A 17,284-nucleotide genomic window follows, 5' to 3' on the forward strand; every position below is an offset into this window, starting at 1 on the left:
ATCAGCTCCCGATCACGCGTGTCTGCGCCGAAACCGGCAGCAGCGGCGTGCCGTTGGGGGCGCACAGGGCCTGGCTGTCCATCAGGACCAGCGGCTGGCCGCCGGAGGTGACGCGCAGCGCCGCGACCACCCACTGCGCGCTGATGCAGGGCGAGGGGCTGCCGGAGACGTTGAACGGGCAGCCGGCCACCACGTAGGGCGCGCTCATCGTCGCCGTCGGCATGCCCCCGACCAGCACCCGCGGGTTGGGCTGGGTCGGGCTGGCGGTGCCGCCGTGGGCGCACAGCACGCTGGCGCCGGCGTGGAGGAGAGGGCCAGGCATGCTAGGTCACCATCAATGCGCCGTTGTTGATCGTCACGCTGGGCCCCAGCAGCGTGATCGAGGCGCCCTTGCCGTTCTGGATGTAGATGCCGGTGTCGTTCACGATCAGCGTCGCCCCGGTGGCGCTCTTGAGCATGATGCCGCCGGTGGGGCCGGGGAGGTCGGAGATGGTCAGGCCGTTCTGCAGCGGCGTCTGGAAGGTGATCGCCGGCAGGCCCGGCGGCGTCGCCAGCGCCAGTGCAGGGATCTCGGCGGCGCTGCCCCAGAAGCAGCCGACCCAGATCGGAAATTCCGGGTTGCCCTGCTCGAACTCGATCCATACGCCGGAACCGATCACCGGCAGGGCGACCATGCCGTTCTGCAGCCCGGCGATCGGCACACAGGGCATGGCCCACGACGCCGGCGCCAGCCCGGCGACATCCGGCACCTGGACCTGCAGCCGGCCCTGCTGCATCGGGTCGATGTTGTTGAGCACCATGCCCCGGTACTTGCCGTAATAGCGTTCGCTCATGTCGGCACCCTCGGCGTGATGGAGATCAGCCCGTTGCGCGTCAGCTCGAAGCTCTGGCGGAACTGGCCGCGGCGGATCGTGCTGGTGACGCTGCTCACGTAGTACAGCCCGTCGTAGGCGATGCCCGCGCCACGCACCCCCACCAGCCGGCGCGCCTTCAGCATGCGGCCATAGCGCAGCACGTCGAGTGCGCCGCGTCCGCTCACCGCGTCCTGCGAGTTCTTGGCCTCCGCCAGACCGGCCGAGATGGCCTGCATCGGGTTCATCTTGGCCGTCTGCTTCATCATCTTCAGGTGTGCCAGGGGCGCCGGCAGCAGGCCGAGGGGGGGCTGCAGCGGATTCAGGTTCGGGATCGGGATGGGGATCGGCGCCCGTGTGGCGGCGTTCTGGATGAAAACGACCGGGAGCACGCCCTTGGTCGGATCAAAGCTGAAGTTCAGCGACTCGACGTTGGTGTGCGCATCCATGTCGACGTTGAGCGCGGGCTGGGGCGGACCGACCTTGATCTCCGGGCCGAAGTAGGCCACGTTGGTCATCGGCACCTCGCCCGGCTCGATGTAGAACACGTGGCCGATCTCGTCGGCGAGTTCGCGCAGGTAGGCGAGGTCGGTGCCCTGCTGCGCGGGGATGCGTTCGATCGGGATCGGCACGTCGGGGAACAGGGCCGGGATCGGCAGCGGGATGATGCCGAACGCGGCGTACTTGGCACAGATCAGCGCCACCCGTGCCTCGATCGGCATCGCCGGGTAGGGCAGGCCGCTGAAGTCGATCAGGTCCATGACCTTGGTGAGATCCTCGCCGGTCACGGTGATGCTGCCCGGCTGGCCGTCCTGGCCGGACTGGACCTCGACATGGGTGACGACGCCGTCGAACAGCGGCTGCGGCCGACCGTTCAGCGTCACGATCAGCACCACGCGCAGCGGCGGCGTGCCCAGGCTGGTGTTCTGCCCCACGGCGACGAGGAAGATTGTGTTCAGCGCGGACTTGCTGTGGACGCGAAAGCGCAGCTGGAAGCCGCTCACCGAGCCGGCGGCATGCGTGACCGTCGCCTCGTCGAACGCGTCGATCAGCGCCGCAGGGACCGGCACGGGAACGATCGGGCCCATCAGCAGGCTCAGGTGCAGGGCGCTAGACATCCGTGCCTCCCGGTATGCCTGCGGGCAGGGTGATGCGGATGCGGCGGCCGAGCGTGGTGGTGAGCTCGTCCGGGCGCATCGCGCCGTTGCCGTCGCACAGGCGCCAGTACTGCTCGGCGTCGCCGAGGTAGCCGGCGGCGAGGTTGTCCACCCGGTCGCCGACGGCCACGGTGTGATGTTGCAGCGTGGCGAAATGCTCGGGCGGCGGGATGAAGCGGCGGCGCACATAGGTGACGGGCTCGCCGTCCGGCCCCGTCCATTGCGCGGTGTCGAGGCCGTGGTAGCGGCTGTCGGGGACGAACGCGGGCGAGGTCAGCGCGTTGGCCTGCATGAAGGTTTTCAGCGGATCGCTCATGGCAGTCCTCCTATCCCGAGGGCATCGAAGCCGAAGGTGGCGGCCTTGCCCGCCAGCCGTTCGCGCGACTGCAGGTAGGCCATGAACAGGCCGCCGCCCTTGTGATCGAAGCCGAGATCGTCCACCGACAGGCTGCGCAGGCCGAGGGTCACGGTGGCGTTGATCGGGTTGAGCAAGGGGTCGAAGGCCTCCTCGACGATGGAGAAATCGGTGACGCGCACCGGCACGATGCGCTTGGCGCCCCACACGAACAGCACCAGCGCCGACTCCATCGGCGCGATCTCGAGCGTGCCCGCGGCGGCCAGCGCGCGTGAGGCGAGCAGATCGCCGGCCGCCGGATTGACGAGCCCTTCGAGCACCGCCAGTTGCGGCGCGATGCCAGCCTCGACGGTGGTGGCGTGACGATCGGGAAACTCGAGCTGGTCGGCTGCGTCGATCTCGGCCTCGATGCGGAAGGTCTCGACCGCCGGACCACGCAGGCGCAGCGCCTCGGCGCGGTCAACCGGCTCGCCCATGCCCTGCATCTGCAGGCTGCGGGTGAGTTTTTCCGGGTTGTATTGCAGCGCGATCACGCGCCGGACCTGGGCCGACTTCGGATCGACCAGCACCAGCCCGGCCTTGACCACGCGCGGGGATGAGGACAGGGTCATGGCGCGGCATCCTCGTTGTTGCCGACGTCGTCGGCTTCGGCCGGAGGCTGCGGAATAAAATGCATGCGCACCGCCTCGGCGCGGGGGCGGGTGGCCGTGTCCAGATGGGCGGCGATCCATTCCGTGTTCAACACCCGGCCTTCGAAGTCGCTCCAGATGCGCTCGTCGTGCGCGCAGCTGTAGCGTCGGCAGACGCCGGGGCGATGTGCATAGACGCCGCAGGCCCGGGTCTCGGCATCGTGGTGGACACAGTGGCCGTCCTCGCGCTTGCGGATGAAGTAGGGCTGGCCGAGATCCCAGCGAACCTGACCGGCCTCGATCTCCGGCACGCTCAGTGCGAAATTCAGGCGGCAGCACACGGCCTGGCAGATCGGCAGGCGGCTTTCGCAGTCGACGCTGACCTCGGGGGCCGGTGCAGCGTCGTCCGCGTCGACACGGATGCGCGTGCCAGGGCCGAGCTGTTCGCCACGCGCGTGCAGTTCGTCGTCCGCCCGCGCCATCGCCGTCGCGAGTTCTTCGGCATCGATGATCCCGCGCGCGAGCAGGGTATCGGCGAGGCCATGCACGATGGCCTGCAGCTCGGCCAGGCGTGCGGCGTTCTCGCCCAGCGCGGTGTGGGTGAAGAGACTGCCGCGCTCGAGCTGGGTGCCAAGCTCGGCGAGCGCCGTGGGGAGCGAGAGGGGCGTGGGTGCGTTCATGGCGAAGCTCTGCTGCCTTCCCTGTCGAGCCATGCCCGCCAGGCTGCGAGGCTGCGCTCGCGCGCGTCCTCGTCCGCGTTCCAGTCGTAGCTGCCCTGGGCGGCCCACAATGCGCGGAAGCGGTCCTCGCCATCGGTTGTGGAAAAGCCGCGTCCCGGCACGAAACCCATCTCCGCCATCAGAATGCCCTCGAAGACGCGCTGGGCGTGCAGGCGGGTTTCTGCCTTGGATGAGGCCATCAGGTTCAGCAGTCCGGGCAAGGCGGGGCGGCCGATCGTGACGAGCTCGTTTGCGGCTGGTGTGTGGTCGACGTGCAGTTCGTCCGGGGCCTCGTCGATGCGCTTCAGCAACTCGGCAACGCGCACCGCTGCTGGGCGAGGGGCTGTGCTGTCGTGGTGGGTGCTCGCGTTCATCAGCGCCCCCTCTACTTGGTGGGCCCGGTCGATGCGCCCGGATTCTTGTAGAACTCGTTGAAGGCGGACACGGCGCGGACGAAGGTGCGCGACGGCCCGCGATAAGCCTTCGCATGTTCGTTGGTGACCTTGCCCTTGGCGGGATCGCTGATCGTGAAGCCCCAGCGCAGCGTCGCGAAGATGTAGCCGGTATCCGTCCCCTTGGCGGCAGTCTCGAACGTGAAGCGGCGTTTGCCCGAGGAGCCGGGGTAGTCCCACAAGGAGGCTTCCTTGACGGTCTTGCCTTGCTTGCTGCCGTCCTGGCTACTGGCAGCGTTCGGCCAGTAATCGCGGTAGTAGGGCGAGACGGCCGGATCCGCCTTCGATGTCCTCGGGTTCGCGAGTGCAGCCGAGTGGTCGACGAAGAAGCCGGATCGGAATCCACTGCCTTTCGTGGCCTTCGTCATCATCTTGTTGCGGTCCGCCTCGTCGCCGGTCCATTGGTATTCCTTCCCGGTTTCCAGGTTCTGGTCGCGAACCACCTGCAGCAGGCGGATGTTCTTCGAGTCCGGCGCCTTGTCGCTGGCGGTGAACTCGATTGTGCCGCTCATGCCGTTCTTGGCGCCGGGATGGGATTCGGTCTTGAGGTTGACGTCGAAGTGGCCGTCCTTGACCGTGTGCTTGCCCTTGAGGTCGCGCTGTATATGCGGTGCCACTGAGCGCTGGATGCGCGCGGGTGACGACGGCCCCAGCACGCGGTCGCGCAGCGCCAGCGATGGCGAGGGCCGGTGGCCGAGGTGCTCTGCCAGCGTATGCGCCTCGCGCTCGGCGGCGTCGTCGGGATGGCTGACGCTCAGGGCATCGCTCGGGTGGACCTCGCCGGCGCCCTGCTGCGCCGTGTGGATCGCCTCGTGTGCCAGCAGTTGCTGGCGTTCGTCCGGTGGCAGCGCCGGGACCTCGCGACCCAGATGGACGTCGCGGCCCACTGTGTAGGCGCGCGCGCCGAGCGCCTCGGCGGCAGCGGCCGAGGCGGGGCCGGCATGGATGCGGACGTGGCCGAAATCGTGGCCGAAGCGCGCCTGCATGCGATGCTGCAATGCGTTCGGCATCGATTCTGCAGATTCGCTGGCGGCGCGCTCGAGCAGGTTGGCGGGCGAGGGGACGGTGGCCGTGTGGTCCTGCATGGTTTGGGCGGGGGCGTGGTGCTTCATGATTTCACTCCGCGCAGAATCGGGCCGGCGAGCGCGCGGCCGAGTGTTTCGGGCGGGGCGCTGCGGGTGATCCGCAGCGGTGGGGCCTTGATGCGACTGCGGCCGACGATCCCGCGCAGTGCGGCAAGGGCGTCGGCTTCGCCGTTCGTTCCGAGCTGGCGCTGCAGTTCTTCCTGCAGGGCACTGACCAGTGCCTCGGCGTCCTTCGGGTCGATGCCGTGCAGGACCAGACGGTCGATGTGGAGCACAAGCCGGCTCATAGCCACCCCCGCGTTTCGGCTTCGGATACCGGTTTGTCGCGCTTGGCGGCTTCGGCATGGGCCGCATGCAGCAGGTGCGACATACCCACGGCGGTGCCGGCCTCGGCGGCGAGAAAAGCGGCGGCGAGGGCGATGTTGCGGATCGAACCGCCCGGCACCGCGAGGCGGGCGAGCTTCGCGTAGTCCAGCGCGTCGAGTGGTGTGGCCGGTGGAAACACGCTGCGCCACAGGGCTTCGCGCTGGCGCTCGTCGGGGAAGGGGAAATGCACGACGAAACGCAGCCGGCGGGCGAAGGCATTGTCGAGCGCCGTCTTGTGGTTGGTCGTCAGGATGGCAAGGCCGCGATAGGCCTCCATGCGTTGCAGCAGGTAGCTGACCTCGATGTTGGCGTAGCGGTCGTGGCTGTCCTTGACCTCGCTGCGTTTGCCGAACAGGGCATCGGCTTCGTCGAACAGCAGGATGGCGCCCGACTCCTCGGCGGCGTCGAAGACCTGGCGCAGGTTCTTCTCCGTCTCGCCGATGTACTTGCTGACCACCGCCGACAGGTCGATGCGGAACAGCGCGAGTTGCAGGCTGTTGGCCAGTACCTCGGCCGCCATCGTCTTGCCGGTGCCAGAATCGCCCCAGAACAGCGTTGCGATGCCCAGCCCGCGCGAGCCGCGTGCGGCAAAGCCCCAGTCGTGGTGGACCGTGAGCCGATGGCGCACGTGCGTCTCGATCTGCCGCAGGGCGTGATGCTGGGCGTCCGGCAGGATGAGGTCGTTCCAGCTCGCACACGCTTCGATGGGCTGAGCGAGCGAGCCCATGGCGCTCGCCTGGCTGCGGCATGCGTTGCGCAGCCGGGCGGCCAGCGCATCGTCGGACATCGCCACGGACCGTTCGGCAAGTGCGGCAATACGGCGTGCGCTCAGCCGGTAGTGGCTGACAAGTGCATCGAAGGCGGCAGTCTGGGTGAGGGGGATGGGACGCGTGGCGAGCGCCTGCTGCCATAGTCGGCATTGGGCCGGTGCGTCCGGGCGGTTGACGGCGAAGGCTTCGGCGTCGGCTAGTGCTGGGTTGAGACCGGCAATGCAGACCAGACCGCCAAACCCCTTGTTGCGGCCAACGAAGCGCTCGACCGTTGTCGCGGGGGCGCCCTCCGTGTGCGTGAGCAACAGCGCACTGCCGAGCAGCATGGCGTCGCGCTGCCACAGGCGGGCGAGCGCGTCCTGCTCCGTGGCGATCGCCGGCAGGTCTGCTGCGCGCAGGCGGAACAGGCTTAGGCCGAGACGCTCGGCGAGCGCCACGGCGACGTCCTGCTGGCCGTCGGTGTCGTCGCCGTGGAGGACGATCGGGCCGGGCAGCCGACCGCGCCCGTCCTGCAAGGCGAGCAGGCGTTCGACGAGAAGGGCGTGATCAGGGCAGATCAGCGCTGGCGGGGAAACTGGTTCGAGCAGCGGGGCCAGGCGGGCGTCGAGGGCGCCGAGGCCGGCGAGGAAGTGCAGCACGTTCTCCGTAATGCGCAGCCGACCGCTCGTCAGTCCGGCGCCGTCGTCGACCGAGACCAGTTGCCATGTCCGTAGCGGACCCTGGGGCGCCAGCGCGCTCCAGTGCGGCTCGGGCAGTGCTGCCAATGCCAGGCCGAAGCTGGGCCAGGGGGCGGCCTGCCCCTGGGCCTCGGCGCAGCGTACGGCGAGCCGGCCGTCCATCTCGCACCCGGCGCACAGCAGGATGATGTCGCGCTCGAAGGGGCTGAGGCCGAAGCGCTGCGCCAGCACGTCGATGGCCGGCGGCGCGGGCTGCCGGGCGCGAAGGGCGTCGGCTTCGACCTGCAGGCGATCGAGCTCGTCGGCGCGGGCTGGCTCGTCGCCCAGCAAGGCATGCAGGCGGGCGAACTCGAGTACCAACAGTCGCTGGTTGGCGGTGCTCCAGTCGAGGTCGAGCGGCGCGTTCATGTGATTGTCAGCCGAAGGTCGAGGAAGCGGGGTGGCACGACGCCGTGGTCGATGATCGGGCTGTCGATGCCATCGACGCGCAGCCGCACGAGATGCGCGCCGGTCTCGGCATTGTCGATGACGAAGTCGAGGGTGGCGGTCGGCGCGGTGTAGGCCTGAGGGGCGAGTTCGCGCTGGCCGACGATGAGCGTGGCGCGCTGCCCGGCGCGCAGCTCGGGCGTGAAAGTGATGGTGACGAGGACATCGCCCGCCGGGTTGCGTGCCACGGTTTGCGGCAGGTTGGTGATGTCCGGGGCGAGGGTGAAGCCGAGGCGATTGCTGTCACGCGGGCGCGGCTCGCCCGCGCGCACGAGCCGCGCGCGTGCTTCATAGACACCGACCGGGAAATCGGCCGCGCGCGATGCGGGGATGCTGAACACCATGCGCCCGGATTCACTGGCGCCACTTGCCGGCAAGGTCTCCGCCACGGCGAAGCGTTCGCTGGCGAGCAGCACTTCGCGTGCGCTGCCATCCAGGTGATGGCCCTGCAGGGTGACGGCCTCGCCCAGTCGCGCCGCGGGCTGGCCGGCGGCCGGCAGCACGGCCTCGATTGCGGGCAGCGGCGGGACGAGATCGGGGGTCACCACCACGCCGCGTTCGCGCCCGGAAATCGGGTCGCGCTCGCCGCGTGTCAGCACCGGCAGCGGCGCGCGCGTAGACCGGGTCGCTTCGATCAGTACCACCGAAACCTGGTAGGCGGCGCTGGGCCGAAAACTCGACTGTGTCGCCGACCACAGGCGCGACACCTCCTCGGTGTCGATCGTCAGCGGCGTGATGCGCAACATCTCGAGCTGGTCGGCCAGGCCGCAGTCGGACAGTGCCCGCAGCGCCGGCGGCAGCAACACGCCGACGTCGGGCGAGGGCGTCAGCGCGGCACGGATCATCTCGCGCGTGAGGACCGGGAACTCGTGCAGCAACTGCATTGCGTAGCCCAGCAGGATCTCCGCGTGCAAGTCGCCACCACTGTAGGCAGAAAGCAGGTAGTTGAGGTCGAGCGCCAGTGGCGGGTTGCCGACCCGATGGCGTCCGTCCGGATCGTGGGCCGGGAGGCCGGCGTTGCGCCAGGCAGCGTTGGGTGCGACGCGATACAGGAACAGGTTGAGCTGGCTCGACTCGGCACCGTCGGCCGGCACGACGCGATCCGGTGCGCGTACGCTTACCGTGACCGTGTTGCCGATCAGTCCCGCCACGTTGTGGTTGACCAGTCCATCGTTGAGCCGGTCGCGCAGCACGGCGGTGACCCCGGCGATGGCGAGCGCGGTGCTCATGTGCCACCCCGGTTGCGGCGGTCGAGGTAGTCCTGGAGCGACATCGGCGCCGTGGCGGCGCGCTCGCGGGCCCTGGGGGTGGCCGCTTCCTGCACCGCCGTCACCTCGATGCGGCCGATGTGGATGTGGATCTCGTCAGTGGCCGCCGGACCAGCCTGACCGGGTTGCGGGCGAGCATCGAATGCAGACGACGCGCCTGGCAAGCGCAATCCGCCGCCACGCGCCGGTTTCGGTGGCGCAGGCGCGATGCGCGACCACGGCCCGGCGCCAGGCGCGACGCCTGAAGCGGGCAGCGACGCCGGGTCCGAGACCTCCGGCAATGGTGCGGCAGGCCGGGCAGTCGCTTGCCCGCTCGACTCGCGGCGTGGCGACCGAGCACCGGGTGACTGCGCTGGGGCGTCTGCAGTCTCTGTTGAACGTCCGGGCTTACGCGCGATGGGGCCCAGCAAGGGGGCGGGAAGGCCCTGCGGGAGGTTGGTGACCGACGCTGCAAGGCTGCCGGACGCATCACTTTCGGAAGCGGCAACGGATTCCCGTCGGCCCGTGTTTGCGGCGGGGCGGGCAAACGAGGCTTGCGGTGCGGCGATCGTCGTCGCGCCGGCCGTCCGTGCGTGTCCGGCTGTTTCGGCGCTGGCCGAAACAGCACGCGCTCCATAAGAAGCGTCCGCAGTTTCCTCTGGCGTCGCCAGTGCCGGCGGCGCGTGGAAGGGCAGGCGTGCGGGCGCATGCAGGCGTGGTTCGCGCGTCCCGCTGGCCCGCCTTGCCAGCCGGCTGAAGAGCCCTCCGCCCGATCCGCTCATGGCGTCACCCGTGCGAGGTAGGCGGCCCTTCGCAGGTCACCGAGGGCGAGGATCTCCTCCTCGCGCCAGCCGTAGCTGCTCGCCAGCAGATGAACCTCGTCGAGCAGCCTGCTGGCATGGGCTTCGATCTCCTCCCACAGGTAGCTGGCGATGTCGAAGGCGGCCTCGCCCGCATGCCCGCAGGCGGGACACCGGTAGCCCACCGCCAGGTCGGCCCAGGGATCGGCTGCTTCGATGGCATGCTCCGCATGCACCAGCAGCTGGTCGAGCATCGCGTTGTCCGCTGTCAGTCGCGCGTCCCCGGCGACACAGCCGAGGAGCAACTGGCGCGAGGCTTCGTCAGCGTCCGGGCAGTCGGCCAGCGCGGCCAGCTGGCGCGTACCGGGGCAGCGGAAGCGATGTCCCTCGACCTCGATCACATCGGGAACCGGCGTCATGGCCGGCAGTTGCGCAAGGTCGAGCTCGAAGCTCATGCGTTCCCCGCACGCCGGACAGTCGGTCCAGGCCGGGATCGCAGCGCCGAAACAGTCGCGCCGCAGCCGCATCAGCGCGGCATTGCAGGCGCCCAGCGGCGCATCGGCAAGCGCGTCGGGCGCCAGCCCCGGCTCGGCCACCGCGAACAGCAGCAGTGCGCGGTCCAGCGGATGACGCCGAGCGCCATGCTCCCAGACCGACAGCAGTTGTGCGGCGCTCAGGGCGGGCATGGTGATGCTCAGGCCGGTTCGTTGAAGCTGGGCTCGGTCGGTTCGCCGACCTCGTAGTCGCGCTCCCAGCCCTCGTTCTCGAGCTTGATCGTCTGGATCGCGACCGCGTTGGCGTTGGCATCGAGATCGGGCAGGGCTTGGTACTCCGAAACCCAGCAGCGATACACCTTGTAGGCGATCGCCAGCTGGCCGGCTTCGTTGTAGACCTCGATGATCAGGTCCTTGCGGAAGTCCTTGAGCGAGACTTCCGCACCGAGGCCGGAACCGAAGTTCCACACCTTGTTCGCCCACTGCTCGAACTCGCGGTCGTGGGTGACGCCGCGTTCTAGGGTGATCGCATCGAAGCGGGTACGGCCCGGCGACTTGCGCGAGGTCGAAGGGTCGCCGCCCTCGCGGTGTTCGACCAGTTCGGTGCTGCGCTTGAGGGCGCCCACCTTGCTGATGCCGGCGACGTAGCGACCATCCCATTTGACGCGGAATTTGAAGTTCTTGTAGGGATCGAAGCGCTGCGCGTTGACGCTGAACTGTGCCATGACGGTCTCTCCTTAGGCTTCGATCTGTCCGGCCATCTGCTGGATCTTGATGACGACGAACTCGGCCGGCTTGAGCGGCGCGAAGCCGACCAGGATGTTCACGACGCCGCGGTCGATGTCGTTCTGGGTGGTGGTTTCGGCGTCGCACTTGACGAAGTAGGCGTCGCGCGGGCTGCTGCCCTGGAAGGCTCCCTGGCGGAACAGGTCCTGCATGAAGGCGCCGATGTTGAGCCGGATCTGTGCCCACAGCGGCGAATCGTTCGGCTCGAACACGACCCACTGCGTGCCGCGGAACAGGCTTTCCTCGATGTACAGCGCCAGCCGGCGGACCGGCAGGTACTTCCATTCCGACGCCAGTGCATCGGCGCCGGCCAGCGTGCGTGCGCCCCACAACAGGTGGCCGGTGACCGGGAAACTGCGCAGGCAGTTGAGTCCGACCGGATTGAGCACGCCGTTCTGCGCGTCGGTCATGGTGTAGGTGAAACCCTGCACCCCGGAGAACGAGGCCGCGAGGCCGGCCGGCGCCTTCCACACGCCGCGCTGGCCGTCGGTGCGGGCGATGATGCCGGCGACCGCACCGCAGGGCGCGAAGTCGGCGAGGCGGTTCTCGCTGAGCGGGTCGGGCATGCGCAGGCGCGGGAAGTAGGCTGCGGCGTTGATCGCATCGTCGTTGCCGATCGTGGCGCGCAGGCCGTTGACGCCGGTTTCGGCGGTCGCGATCGCGGTGCTCGCGTTCGCGGTCCATGCGGCTGGCGCATCGATGATCAGCATCGCGCGCCGTTCCTGGCAGTAGGCGGCGGCAGTCGCCCAGGTCGCGGCCACCAGGTCGGCGTCGAACGAGGGCGGCGGAATGCACAGCAGGTTGAAGAGGTCCGCCGCCTCGAGCGCGTACAGCCCGGTGCGCGCGTCGCGGTCACCGGCGATCTGGGTGTCGATGATGGCGCCGCCGTCGGTAGCGGTGGTGGTGGCGTTCGCCGTGCCATCGACCGGACTCTCGTCGGCCGGGGCGGATGTCCTTACCCTGACGAGGGCGGACTGCGCCTTCAGCACCGTATCCACGAAGCGCGCGCTGCCCGGGCTGACGGAGACGTTGCGGAACGGTTCCGAGGCGACCACGGTGGTGCCGCCGGCGCGGTCGAGTTCCTCCACCGTCAGGTTGAACAGCAGCGTGTCCGACGTGTCTCGGGTGAGATGGTCGACCCGCGCCCGCAGGCGATTGCCCCAGGTGCCGGGGCTCGCGGCCTCGAGTACCAGGTTGCCGGAGGTGGTCGCCAGCGTGATCGTCGCGGTGTCGGTGTCGGCATCGCCATTGAACACGCGCACGATCAGCGCATCACGGCCACCGTGCTGGAAGAAGTGACTGACCGCGTAGGACATCGTGCTCGAACGCGACAGCCCGCCAAACAGGCGGCTGTACTCGGCGAAACTCTGTACGCGGATGGCGCGGTCGACCTCTCCGCGCAGGGCGCGACCGATGAAGGCGGTAATCGATGTGGCGACACCGGTGATCGTGCGTACGCCACTCGGAATCTCCTCGATATAGATCCCGGGGTAACTCAGGACTGACGGCATGGACGCTACTCCTCGGCTGTGCATGGCCGGGCGGAGCCGCGTGCCTCAAGGAATCGGGCGCGTTGGCGGGGCCGGCCTCGAAACACCCCGATCGATCCCGACTGCGGCGATGGCCGCTGCTCTTGCGGGTCGTACGGGGAACCAGCATGGGGTGCCGTTCCTGCAGGTCGAGCGGGAGAAACAGGACCTCATGCGCGGTGCTGCTGCTCGACTGCCCGATGGGGCCGTCAGTGCTACCAATCTAGATCACGTCATTACGAATGCAAATGCGGTTGCACTTATGTCGATGGATTAGTAATTCAAGGTGCTGCCCGGACCGCAAATGCCTGGATCGCTATCCTGGCGATCCCCGTCGCGGCCAACCTCCGCAGGGGCTGTTAAGCTCCTGCACTTTGAACTCGGGGCCGCGTGGCAATGAGTACCTCACAACTGCAATTGTTCCAGTCGGCAGTCATGCAGTCCTGGAATGCGATCGTCATCACCGACGCAGACCTGGCGGCGGGGTGCTGCGTGGAGATCGCCAATCCGGCGTTCTGCGCAATGACGGGCTATTCGCTGGACGAGTTGCGGGGCCGGCCCCTGAAGATGCTCCAGGGGCCGGACACCGATCCTGCGGTGATCGACCATCTTCGTGCCTGCCTGCGGGAGGCCCGGTTCTTCGAGGGCACCACGACCAACTACCGCAAGGACGGCTCGAGCTACATCGTGCGCTGGAACATCTCGCCTGTCCGCGACGACGATGGCGTGCTGACGCATTTCATCTCGGTGCAGCAGGACATCTCGGAGCACGTGCGCACCGAGCGTGAGAATCGTCTGCTCGCCCGCGCGCTCGATGCCACCAGCGACCCGGTGTTACTGACGGACGCGCAGGCGCGGATCATCTTTGCCAACACCGCTTTCGTCGAGGTGACAGGGTATCCGGCCAGCGAAATCCGCGGTAGGACGCCCGCGCTGTTCAAGTCGGGTGCGCATGATGACGCCTTCTATGCCGGCCTGCGCAGTTCGCTCGCCAGCGGGCAGGATTTCCGCGCAACCTTCATCAACCGGCGCCGCGACGGCTCGTTGTATCACGCGGAACAGAGCATCTCGCCGATCTGTGACGAAGCCGGACGTATCACGCATTACGTCAGCGTAAGCAAGGACATCTCGCAACGGGTCGACATGGAACAGGCGCTTCGTGACGCAGCGACGCGCGACAAGCTGACAGGCCTCTATAACCGTCACCGTGGCGAGCAACTGCTCGAGGAGGCGGCGGCAGAGGCGCGCACGGGTGGTGGCCCACTGACGGTCATCGTGTGCGATGTCGATCATTTCAAGCAGGTCAACGACCGCTTTGGCCACCCTGCCGGTGACCGCATTCTGATTGAGGTTTCCGGCATCCTGCGCCAGTCCGTTCGCGGCCGCGATGCGGTGATCCGCTGGGGGGGCGAGGAGTTCGTGATCGTGCTCGACGCTTGTCCGCAGGCCGCGGCGATCGATCTTGCGGAACGGATCCGTGTGCGCATCGCCGCTCACCGGGATGTCGAGGTCGGCAGGGTCACACTGTCGCTGGGGCTCGCCACACTGGCGCCCGCCGAATCGACAGACGAACTGATCGCGCGCGCCGATGCCGCGCTCTACCAGGCCAAGCGGGGTGGGCGCGACCGGCTCTGCGTCGCCGAGTCGCGTGGTTGAGAAGGGTCATGGGTCGTTGGCGTGGGCACTGCGTGATGGTGTGGAGGGCCTGGCCAGTCGATGTCCGTACAGCCTGCGCCGGCGAAGGGCCGCTGTTGTATCCTTCGGCTTTGTCACACGCGGCAGTGGCCCCGTACTTTCGATGAACGTCTTTGGTTTCGCCGGCTGGTCCGGTTCGGGAAAGACCACCCTGGTCGAACGGCTGATCCCCGAGTTCACGGCGCGCGGCCTGCGCGTCTCCGTTATCAAGCACGCGCATCACGGCTTTGACCTCGACAAACCGGGCAAGGACTCGTGGCGCCATCGCGAGGCAGGGGCGACCCAGGTGCTGATGCTGTCCAACGACCGCTGGGTGCTGATGCACGAGCTGCGCGGCGCTCCCGAGCCGACGCTTGAGGAGCAGTTGCACCTGCTCGAACCCTGCGACCTGGTGCTGATCGAAGGCTACAAGGCTGCCGCGGTGCCCAAGATCGAGATCCACCGGCCATCCCACGGCAAGCCGCCGTTGTGGCCCGAGAATCCGCACGTGGTGGCGGTGGCGAGCGATGCCGAGCTCGATTGCCCGCTGCCCCGACTCCCGCTCAACGAGCCGGCCGTCATCGCCGGCTTCATCCTCGACTATCTGGATGCCCAATGAACGGCAACATGCTTTCCTTTGACGAGGCCTACGAGAAACTGCTCGGCTTCGTCCGTCCGGTCCGCGAGATCGAGAACGTCGACACCATGGTGGCTGCTGGCCGGGTGCTTGCCGTTGCGCTGCACTCGACGATCAACCAGCCGCCGATGGACAACTCGGCCATGGACGGCTACGCGCTGCGCGCGGCCGACGTGCCGGCAGCGGGCACCCGCCTGCCGGTGAGCCAGCGCATTCCGGCCGGCAGCGTCGGTCATGCGCTGCAGCCGGGCACGGCGGCGCGCATTTTCACTGGTGCGCCCCTGCCGCCGGGTGCCGACACGGTGGTGATGCAGGAGTTGTGCGAGCACGACGGCGAGGATGTGGTGATCGACACCGTGCCGACGCCGGGCGAGGCCGTGCGCCGAATGGGCGAGGACATCGCCGAGGGCGAGGAAGTGTTGCCTTCCGGGCTGCGCCTGACGCCGCAGGCGGTGGCGCTGGCGGCCTCGGTGGGCGCTGCTCAGCTTCCCGTGTATCGCCGCCTCAAGGTGGCCGTGTTTTCCACCGGCAGCGAACTCGTGATGCCGGGCGAACCCCTGCCGCCGGGCGGCATCTATAACTCCAACCGCTTCATGCTGCGCGCGCTGCTTGCGGGGCTGGGCTGCGAGGTCGAGGACTTCGGCATCGTGCCTGACCGCCTCGACCAGACGCGCGATGTGCTGCGTCGCGCGGCCGAAGGCCACGACCTGATCCTGACCAGCGGCGGCGTGTCGGTCGGCGAGGAAGACCACGTCAAACCGGCGGTCGAGGCCGAAGGTAGCCTGGACATGTGGAAGATCGCGATGAAACCCGGCAAGCCGCTGGCCTACGGTCGCGTGCATGGTGCTGCCTTCATCGGTCTGCCCGGCAATCCGGTGTCGAGCTTCGTCACATTCCTGTTGATGGTGCGGCCCTTCCTGCTGGCGACGCAGGGCGTCAGTGAGGTGGCGCCGCCATCGCTGATGCTGCGCGCCGATTTCGACTGGCCCCGGCCAGACCGCCGGCGCGAGTTCCTGCGTGCGCGCATGAATGCGCAGGGCGGCGTGGAGCTTTTTGCCAACCAGGGTTCGGCAGCGCTCAACTCCACAGTGTGGGCCAACGGACTGGTCGACATTCCGGCGGGGACACCGGTGGCGCGGGGCGAGTTGGTGCGCTTCCTGCCATATGGCGACTTGCTGCACTGATCGCGAGAGGACAGAGAGAATGACTGTGAAAGTGTTGTATTTCGCCAGCCTGCGCGAAGCGCTGGGCCGGCCCGCCGAAGAGCTCGCCTTGCCTACCGGCGTGGCAACCGTCGGCGCCCTGCGTGCGCATCTGGCGGCACGTGGCGAGGGCTGGCAGGCGCTGGGCGAGGGGCGCAACGTGCGCGCGGCGGTCAACCAGCGCATGGCCGGTGCCGATGCGGCGGTGGCGAGCGGGGACGAAGTCGCCTTCTTCCCGCCGGTGACGGGGGGCTGAGCCGTGGCGCAAGCGCTTCCCTTCGTTGCCAGCGTCAGCGTGCAAGAGGCCGATTTCGATGTGGGGGGCGAGATCGCCGCACTGAGCGAGGGGCGGCGCGACGTGGGCGCCATCGCCAGTTTCGTCGGGCTCGTGCGTGATCTCAACGACGGCAGCGGTGTCTCGGCGATGACGCTCGAGCACTATCCGGGCATGACCGAAAAGGCGCTGGAGGAGATCGTGGAGCAGGCCCGTCAGCGCTGGTCGCTGCAGGGCGTGCGGGTGATCCACCGCTTCGGTCGGCTCGAGCCGGCGAATCGCATCGTCTTTGTCGGCGTTGCCAGTCCGCATCGGGGCGAAGCCTTCGCTGCGTGCGAGTTCATCATGGACTACCTGAAGACCCGGGCACCATTCTGGAAACGCGAGGAAACGCCCGAAGGCGCGCGGTGGGTCGATGCGCGCGAGAGCGACGATTCGGCGGCCGCCCGTTGGCAGCGCGGGGACTAGCGAATCGGACAGGACCCAAAAAAAACGGCGCCGTGCGGCGCCGTTTTTCATGCTGACCCGAGGGCTTACTTGCGGCCCTTCGGCTGTTGGCCAAGCGCCTGGAAGGCCTCGGTGGAGGCACGCGTCATTTGCTCGAAGGCGGCGCGCGTGGTGTCCATCGCCGTCTGCATCGCGCCCAGGGCGTTCTGATCGGCGATCGGCATGCCCTTGAACATCTTCTGCATGGCGTCAAACATGTCGTGGCTACCGCTCGTGAGTTGCTCGCCAACCAGCTTGCCGAAGGCCGCCTGGGTGGATGTCGTGATCTCGGCGATCTCGCGGGCGCAAGCCAGCATCTTCTCGGTCGTGGCCTGTGCGTAGTGAGCACGCAGGTCCATCATGTCCTTCGGGTCCTTGGCCGAGGACAGCGCCTTGGCGTTCTGCACGCCTTCCTCGAACAGGCTCTTCGCAGTGGAAACCTGGATTTCCATGATGCGCTGCGAGTTCTCGATCGAAAGCTGGGCGAGACGCATGGCGGCCTCGAGATTCTTCTTCTGAAGTTCGTTGAACTGATCCTGCTTCGTAGCCATACACACCCTCCGCTCGCGATCTGAATTGTCTGGGAATCCGTGAGGCACCCGGCACTT

21 protein-coding genes are annotated in these 17,284 nt (G+C 68.1%); 5 read left to right on the forward strand and 16 right to left on the reverse strand.

The window, feature by feature from the left end; translation table 11 throughout:
• Position 1 precedes the first annotated feature (1 nt).
• From CGK74_RS06150 to CGK74_RS06215, 15 genes are all read right to left on the reverse strand, one after another.
• Positions 2 to 322, reverse strand: a complete 321-nt coding sequence (locus CGK74_RS06150) for a hypothetical protein (RefSeq protein ID WP_094267623.1) — start codon at positions 320 to 322, stop codon at positions 2 to 4.
• Between the two features lies 1 nt (position 323).
• Entirely contained in the window at positions 324 to 833 is a 510-nt protein-coding gene (locus CGK74_RS06155; RefSeq protein WP_004252127.1) for a phage baseplate assembly protein V, read from the reverse strand.
• Positions 830 to 1,969 (reverse strand): hypothetical protein, encoded by a 1,140-nt coding sequence (locus CGK74_RS06160; protein WP_094267624.1) that lies wholly within the window; start codon positions 1,967 to 1,969, stop codon positions 830 to 832. Before CGK74_RS06160 ends, CGK74_RS06155 begins: the two co-directional genes overlap by 4 nt.
• Positions 1,962 to 2,324, reverse strand: a complete 363-nt coding sequence (locus CGK74_RS06165; protein WP_094267625.1) for a hypothetical protein — start codon at positions 2,322 to 2,324, stop codon at positions 1,962 to 1,964. Before CGK74_RS06165 ends, CGK74_RS06160 begins: the two co-directional genes overlap by 8 nt.
• Positions 2,321 to 2,974, reverse strand: a complete 654-nt coding sequence (locus CGK74_RS06170; protein ID WP_094267626.1) for a hypothetical protein — start codon at positions 2,972 to 2,974, stop codon at positions 2,321 to 2,323. Before CGK74_RS06170 ends, CGK74_RS06165 begins: the two co-directional genes overlap by 4 nt.
• Entirely contained in the window at positions 2,971 to 3,672 is a 702-nt protein-coding gene (locus CGK74_RS18665; RefSeq protein WP_106408397.1) for a YkgJ family cysteine cluster protein, read from the reverse strand. The genes CGK74_RS06170 and CGK74_RS18665 overlap by 4 nt, the downstream gene beginning before the upstream one ends.
• Positions 3,669 to 4,085 (reverse strand): hypothetical protein, encoded by a 417-nt coding sequence (locus CGK74_RS18670; protein ID WP_106408398.1) that lies wholly within the window; start codon positions 4,083 to 4,085, stop codon positions 3,669 to 3,671. Before CGK74_RS18670 ends, CGK74_RS18665 begins: the two co-directional genes overlap by 4 nt.
• A gap of 11 nt (positions 4,086 to 4,096) precedes the next feature.
• Positions 4,097 to 5,275 carry an eCIS core domain-containing protein gene (locus CGK74_RS06180; RefSeq protein ID WP_094267628.1) on the reverse strand — a complete coding sequence of 393 codons (1,179 nt, stop codon included), beginning with the start codon at positions 5,273 to 5,275 and terminating at the stop codon, positions 4,097 to 4,099.
• Positions 5,272 to 5,523 (reverse strand): hypothetical protein, encoded by a 252-nt coding sequence (locus CGK74_RS06185; RefSeq protein WP_133091794.1) that lies wholly within the window; start codon positions 5,521 to 5,523, stop codon positions 5,272 to 5,274. Before CGK74_RS06185 ends, CGK74_RS06180 begins: the two co-directional genes overlap by 4 nt.
• Positions 5,524 to 5,531: 8 nt before the next feature.
• Positions 5,532 to 7,469 carry an ATP-binding protein gene (locus CGK74_RS06190; protein WP_094267630.1) on the reverse strand — a complete coding sequence of 646 codons (1,938 nt, stop codon included), beginning with the start codon at positions 7,467 to 7,469 and terminating at the stop codon, positions 5,532 to 5,534.
• A complete protein-coding gene (locus tag CGK74_RS06195) occupies positions 7,466 to 8,776 on the reverse strand; it encodes a Pvc16 family protein (RefSeq protein ID WP_094267631.1) in 1,311 nt (436 codons plus the stop codon). Before CGK74_RS06195 ends, CGK74_RS06190 begins: the two co-directional genes overlap by 4 nt.
• A complete protein-coding gene (locus tag CGK74_RS06200) occupies positions 8,773 to 8,979 on the reverse strand; it encodes a hypothetical protein (protein WP_133091796.1) in 207 nt (68 codons plus the stop codon). Before CGK74_RS06200 ends, CGK74_RS06195 begins: the two co-directional genes overlap by 4 nt.
• Before the next feature lie 593 nt (positions 8,980 to 9,572).
• Positions 9,573 to 10,280, reverse strand: coding sequence for a hypothetical protein (locus tag CGK74_RS06205; RefSeq protein WP_094267633.1), 708 nt, complete (start codon positions 10,278 to 10,280; stop codon positions 9,573 to 9,575).
• Positions 10,281 to 10,288: 8 nt separating this feature from the next.
• A complete protein-coding gene (locus tag CGK74_RS06210) occupies positions 10,289 to 10,813 on the reverse strand; it encodes a phage tail protein (protein ID WP_048709282.1) in 525 nt (174 codons plus the stop codon).
• Between the two features lie 12 nt (positions 10,814 to 10,825).
• Complete coding sequence (locus CGK74_RS06215; protein WP_094267634.1) at positions 10,826 to 12,385, reverse strand: phage tail sheath family protein; 1,560 nt, start codon at positions 12,383 to 12,385, stop codon at positions 10,826 to 10,828.
• A 414-nt stretch (positions 12,386 to 12,799) separates the two neighbouring features.
• Here CGK74_RS06215 and CGK74_RS06220 point away from each other — a divergent pair, with 414 nt between their 5' ends.
• The 5 genes from CGK74_RS06220 (at position 12,800) to moaE (ending at position 16,658) form a co-directional block, all read left to right on the forward strand.
• Positions 12,800 to 14,059, forward strand: coding sequence for a sensor domain-containing diguanylate cyclase (locus CGK74_RS06220; protein ID WP_094267635.1), 1,260 nt, complete (start codon positions 12,800 to 12,802; stop codon positions 14,057 to 14,059).
• Between the two features lie 142 nt (positions 14,060 to 14,201).
• Complete coding sequence (gene mobB, locus CGK74_RS06225; RefSeq protein WP_094267636.1) at positions 14,202 to 14,696, forward strand: molybdopterin-guanine dinucleotide biosynthesis protein B; 495 nt, start codon at positions 14,202 to 14,204, stop codon at positions 14,694 to 14,696.
• Positions 14,693 to 15,898, forward strand: a complete 1,206-nt coding sequence (locus CGK74_RS06230; RefSeq protein WP_094267637.1) for a molybdopterin molybdotransferase MoeA — start codon at positions 14,693 to 14,695, stop codon at positions 15,896 to 15,898. Before mobB ends, CGK74_RS06230 begins: the two co-directional genes overlap by 4 nt.
• Before the next feature lie 19 nt (positions 15,899 to 15,917).
• Positions 15,918 to 16,172 (forward strand): molybdopterin converting factor subunit 1, encoded by a 255-nt coding sequence (gene moaD, locus CGK74_RS06235; protein ID WP_094267638.1) that lies wholly within the window; start codon positions 15,918 to 15,920, stop codon positions 16,170 to 16,172.
• Between the two features lie 3 nt (positions 16,173 to 16,175).
• On the forward strand, positions 16,176 to 16,658 hold the full coding sequence (moaE, locus tag CGK74_RS06240) for a molybdopterin synthase catalytic subunit MoaE (protein WP_094267639.1): 483 nt from the start codon (positions 16,176 to 16,178) through the stop codon (positions 16,656 to 16,658).
• Between the two features lie 65 nt (positions 16,659 to 16,723).
• On the opposite strand, the gene CGK74_RS06245 is transcribed toward moaE, so the two are convergent.
• Positions 16,724 to 17,227: a phasin family protein gene (locus tag CGK74_RS06245; RefSeq protein ID WP_094267640.1), complete on the reverse strand. Its 504-nt coding sequence runs from the start codon at positions 17,225 to 17,227 to the stop codon at positions 16,724 to 16,726.
• Positions 17,228 to 17,284 lie beyond the last annotated feature (57 nt).

The organism is Thauera propionica (assembly GCF_002245655.1).
GTDB classification, from domain to species: Bacteria; Pseudomonadota; Gammaproteobacteria; order Burkholderiales; family Rhodocyclaceae; genus Thauera; species Thauera propionica.

Excerpts from the sequence above, each read along its gene's own strand:
- moaD (WP_094267638.1), top strand. The coding sequence starts at position 15,918 with ATGACTGTGAAAGTGTTGTATTTCGCCAGCCTGCGCGAAGCGCTGGGC.
- CGK74_RS06150 (WP_094267623.1), bottom strand. The coding sequence starts at position 322 with ATGCCTGGCCCTCTCCTCCACGCCGGCGCCAGCGTGCTGTGCGCCCAC.
- CGK74_RS06210 (WP_048709282.1), bottom strand. The coding sequence starts at position 10,813 with ATGGCACAGTTCAGCGTCAACGCGCAGCGCTTCGATCCCTACAAGAAC.
- CGK74_RS18670 (WP_106408398.1), bottom strand. The coding sequence starts at position 4,085 with ATGAACGCGAGCACCCACCACGACAGCACAGCCCCTCGCCCAGCAGCG.
- CGK74_RS06190 (WP_094267630.1), bottom strand. The coding sequence starts at position 7,469 with ATGAACGCGCCGCTCGACCTCGACTGGAGCACCGCCAACCAGCGACTG.
- CGK74_RS06205 (WP_094267633.1), bottom strand. The coding sequence starts at position 10,280 with ATGCCCGCCCTGAGCGCCGCACAACTGCTGTCGGTCTGGGAGCATGGC.
- CGK74_RS06160 (WP_094267624.1), bottom strand. The coding sequence starts at position 1,969 with ATGTCTAGCGCCCTGCACCTGAGCCTGCTGATGGGCCCGATCGTTCCC.
- CGK74_RS06165 (WP_094267625.1), bottom strand. The coding sequence starts at position 2,324 with ATGAGCGATCCGCTGAAAACCTTCATGCAGGCCAACGCGCTGACCTCG.
- CGK74_RS06230 (WP_094267637.1), top strand. The coding sequence starts at position 14,693 with ATGAACGGCAACATGCTTTCCTTTGACGAGGCCTACGAGAAACTGCTC.
- CGK74_RS06155 (WP_004252127.1), bottom strand. The coding sequence starts at position 833 with ATGAGCGAACGCTATTACGGCAAGTACCGGGGCATGGTGCTCAACAAC.
- CGK74_RS06245 (WP_094267640.1), bottom strand. The coding sequence starts at position 17,227 with ATGGCTACGAAGCAGGATCAGTTCAACGAACTTCAGAAGAAGAATCTC.
- CGK74_RS06215 (WP_094267634.1), bottom strand. The coding sequence starts at position 12,385 with ATGCCGTCAGTCCTGAGTTACCCCGGGATCTATATCGAGGAGATTCCG.
- CGK74_RS06220 (WP_094267635.1), top strand. The coding sequence starts at position 12,800 with ATGAGTACCTCACAACTGCAATTGTTCCAGTCGGCAGTCATGCAGTCC.
- CGK74_RS06170 (WP_094267626.1), bottom strand. The coding sequence starts at position 2,974 with ATGACCCTGTCCTCATCCCCGCGCGTGGTCAAGGCCGGGCTGGTGCTG.
- mobB (WP_094267636.1), top strand. The coding sequence starts at position 14,202 with ATGAACGTCTTTGGTTTCGCCGGCTGGTCCGGTTCGGGAAAGACCACC.
- CGK74_RS18665 (WP_106408397.1), bottom strand. The coding sequence starts at position 3,672 with ATGAACGCACCCACGCCCCTCTCGCTCCCCACGGCGCTCGCCGAGCTT.
- CGK74_RS06180 (WP_094267628.1), bottom strand. The coding sequence starts at position 5,275 with ATGAAGCACCACGCCCCCGCCCAAACCATGCAGGACCACACGGCCACC.
- CGK74_RS06195 (WP_094267631.1), bottom strand. The coding sequence starts at position 8,776 with ATGAGCACCGCGCTCGCCATCGCCGGGGTCACCGCCGTGCTGCGCGAC.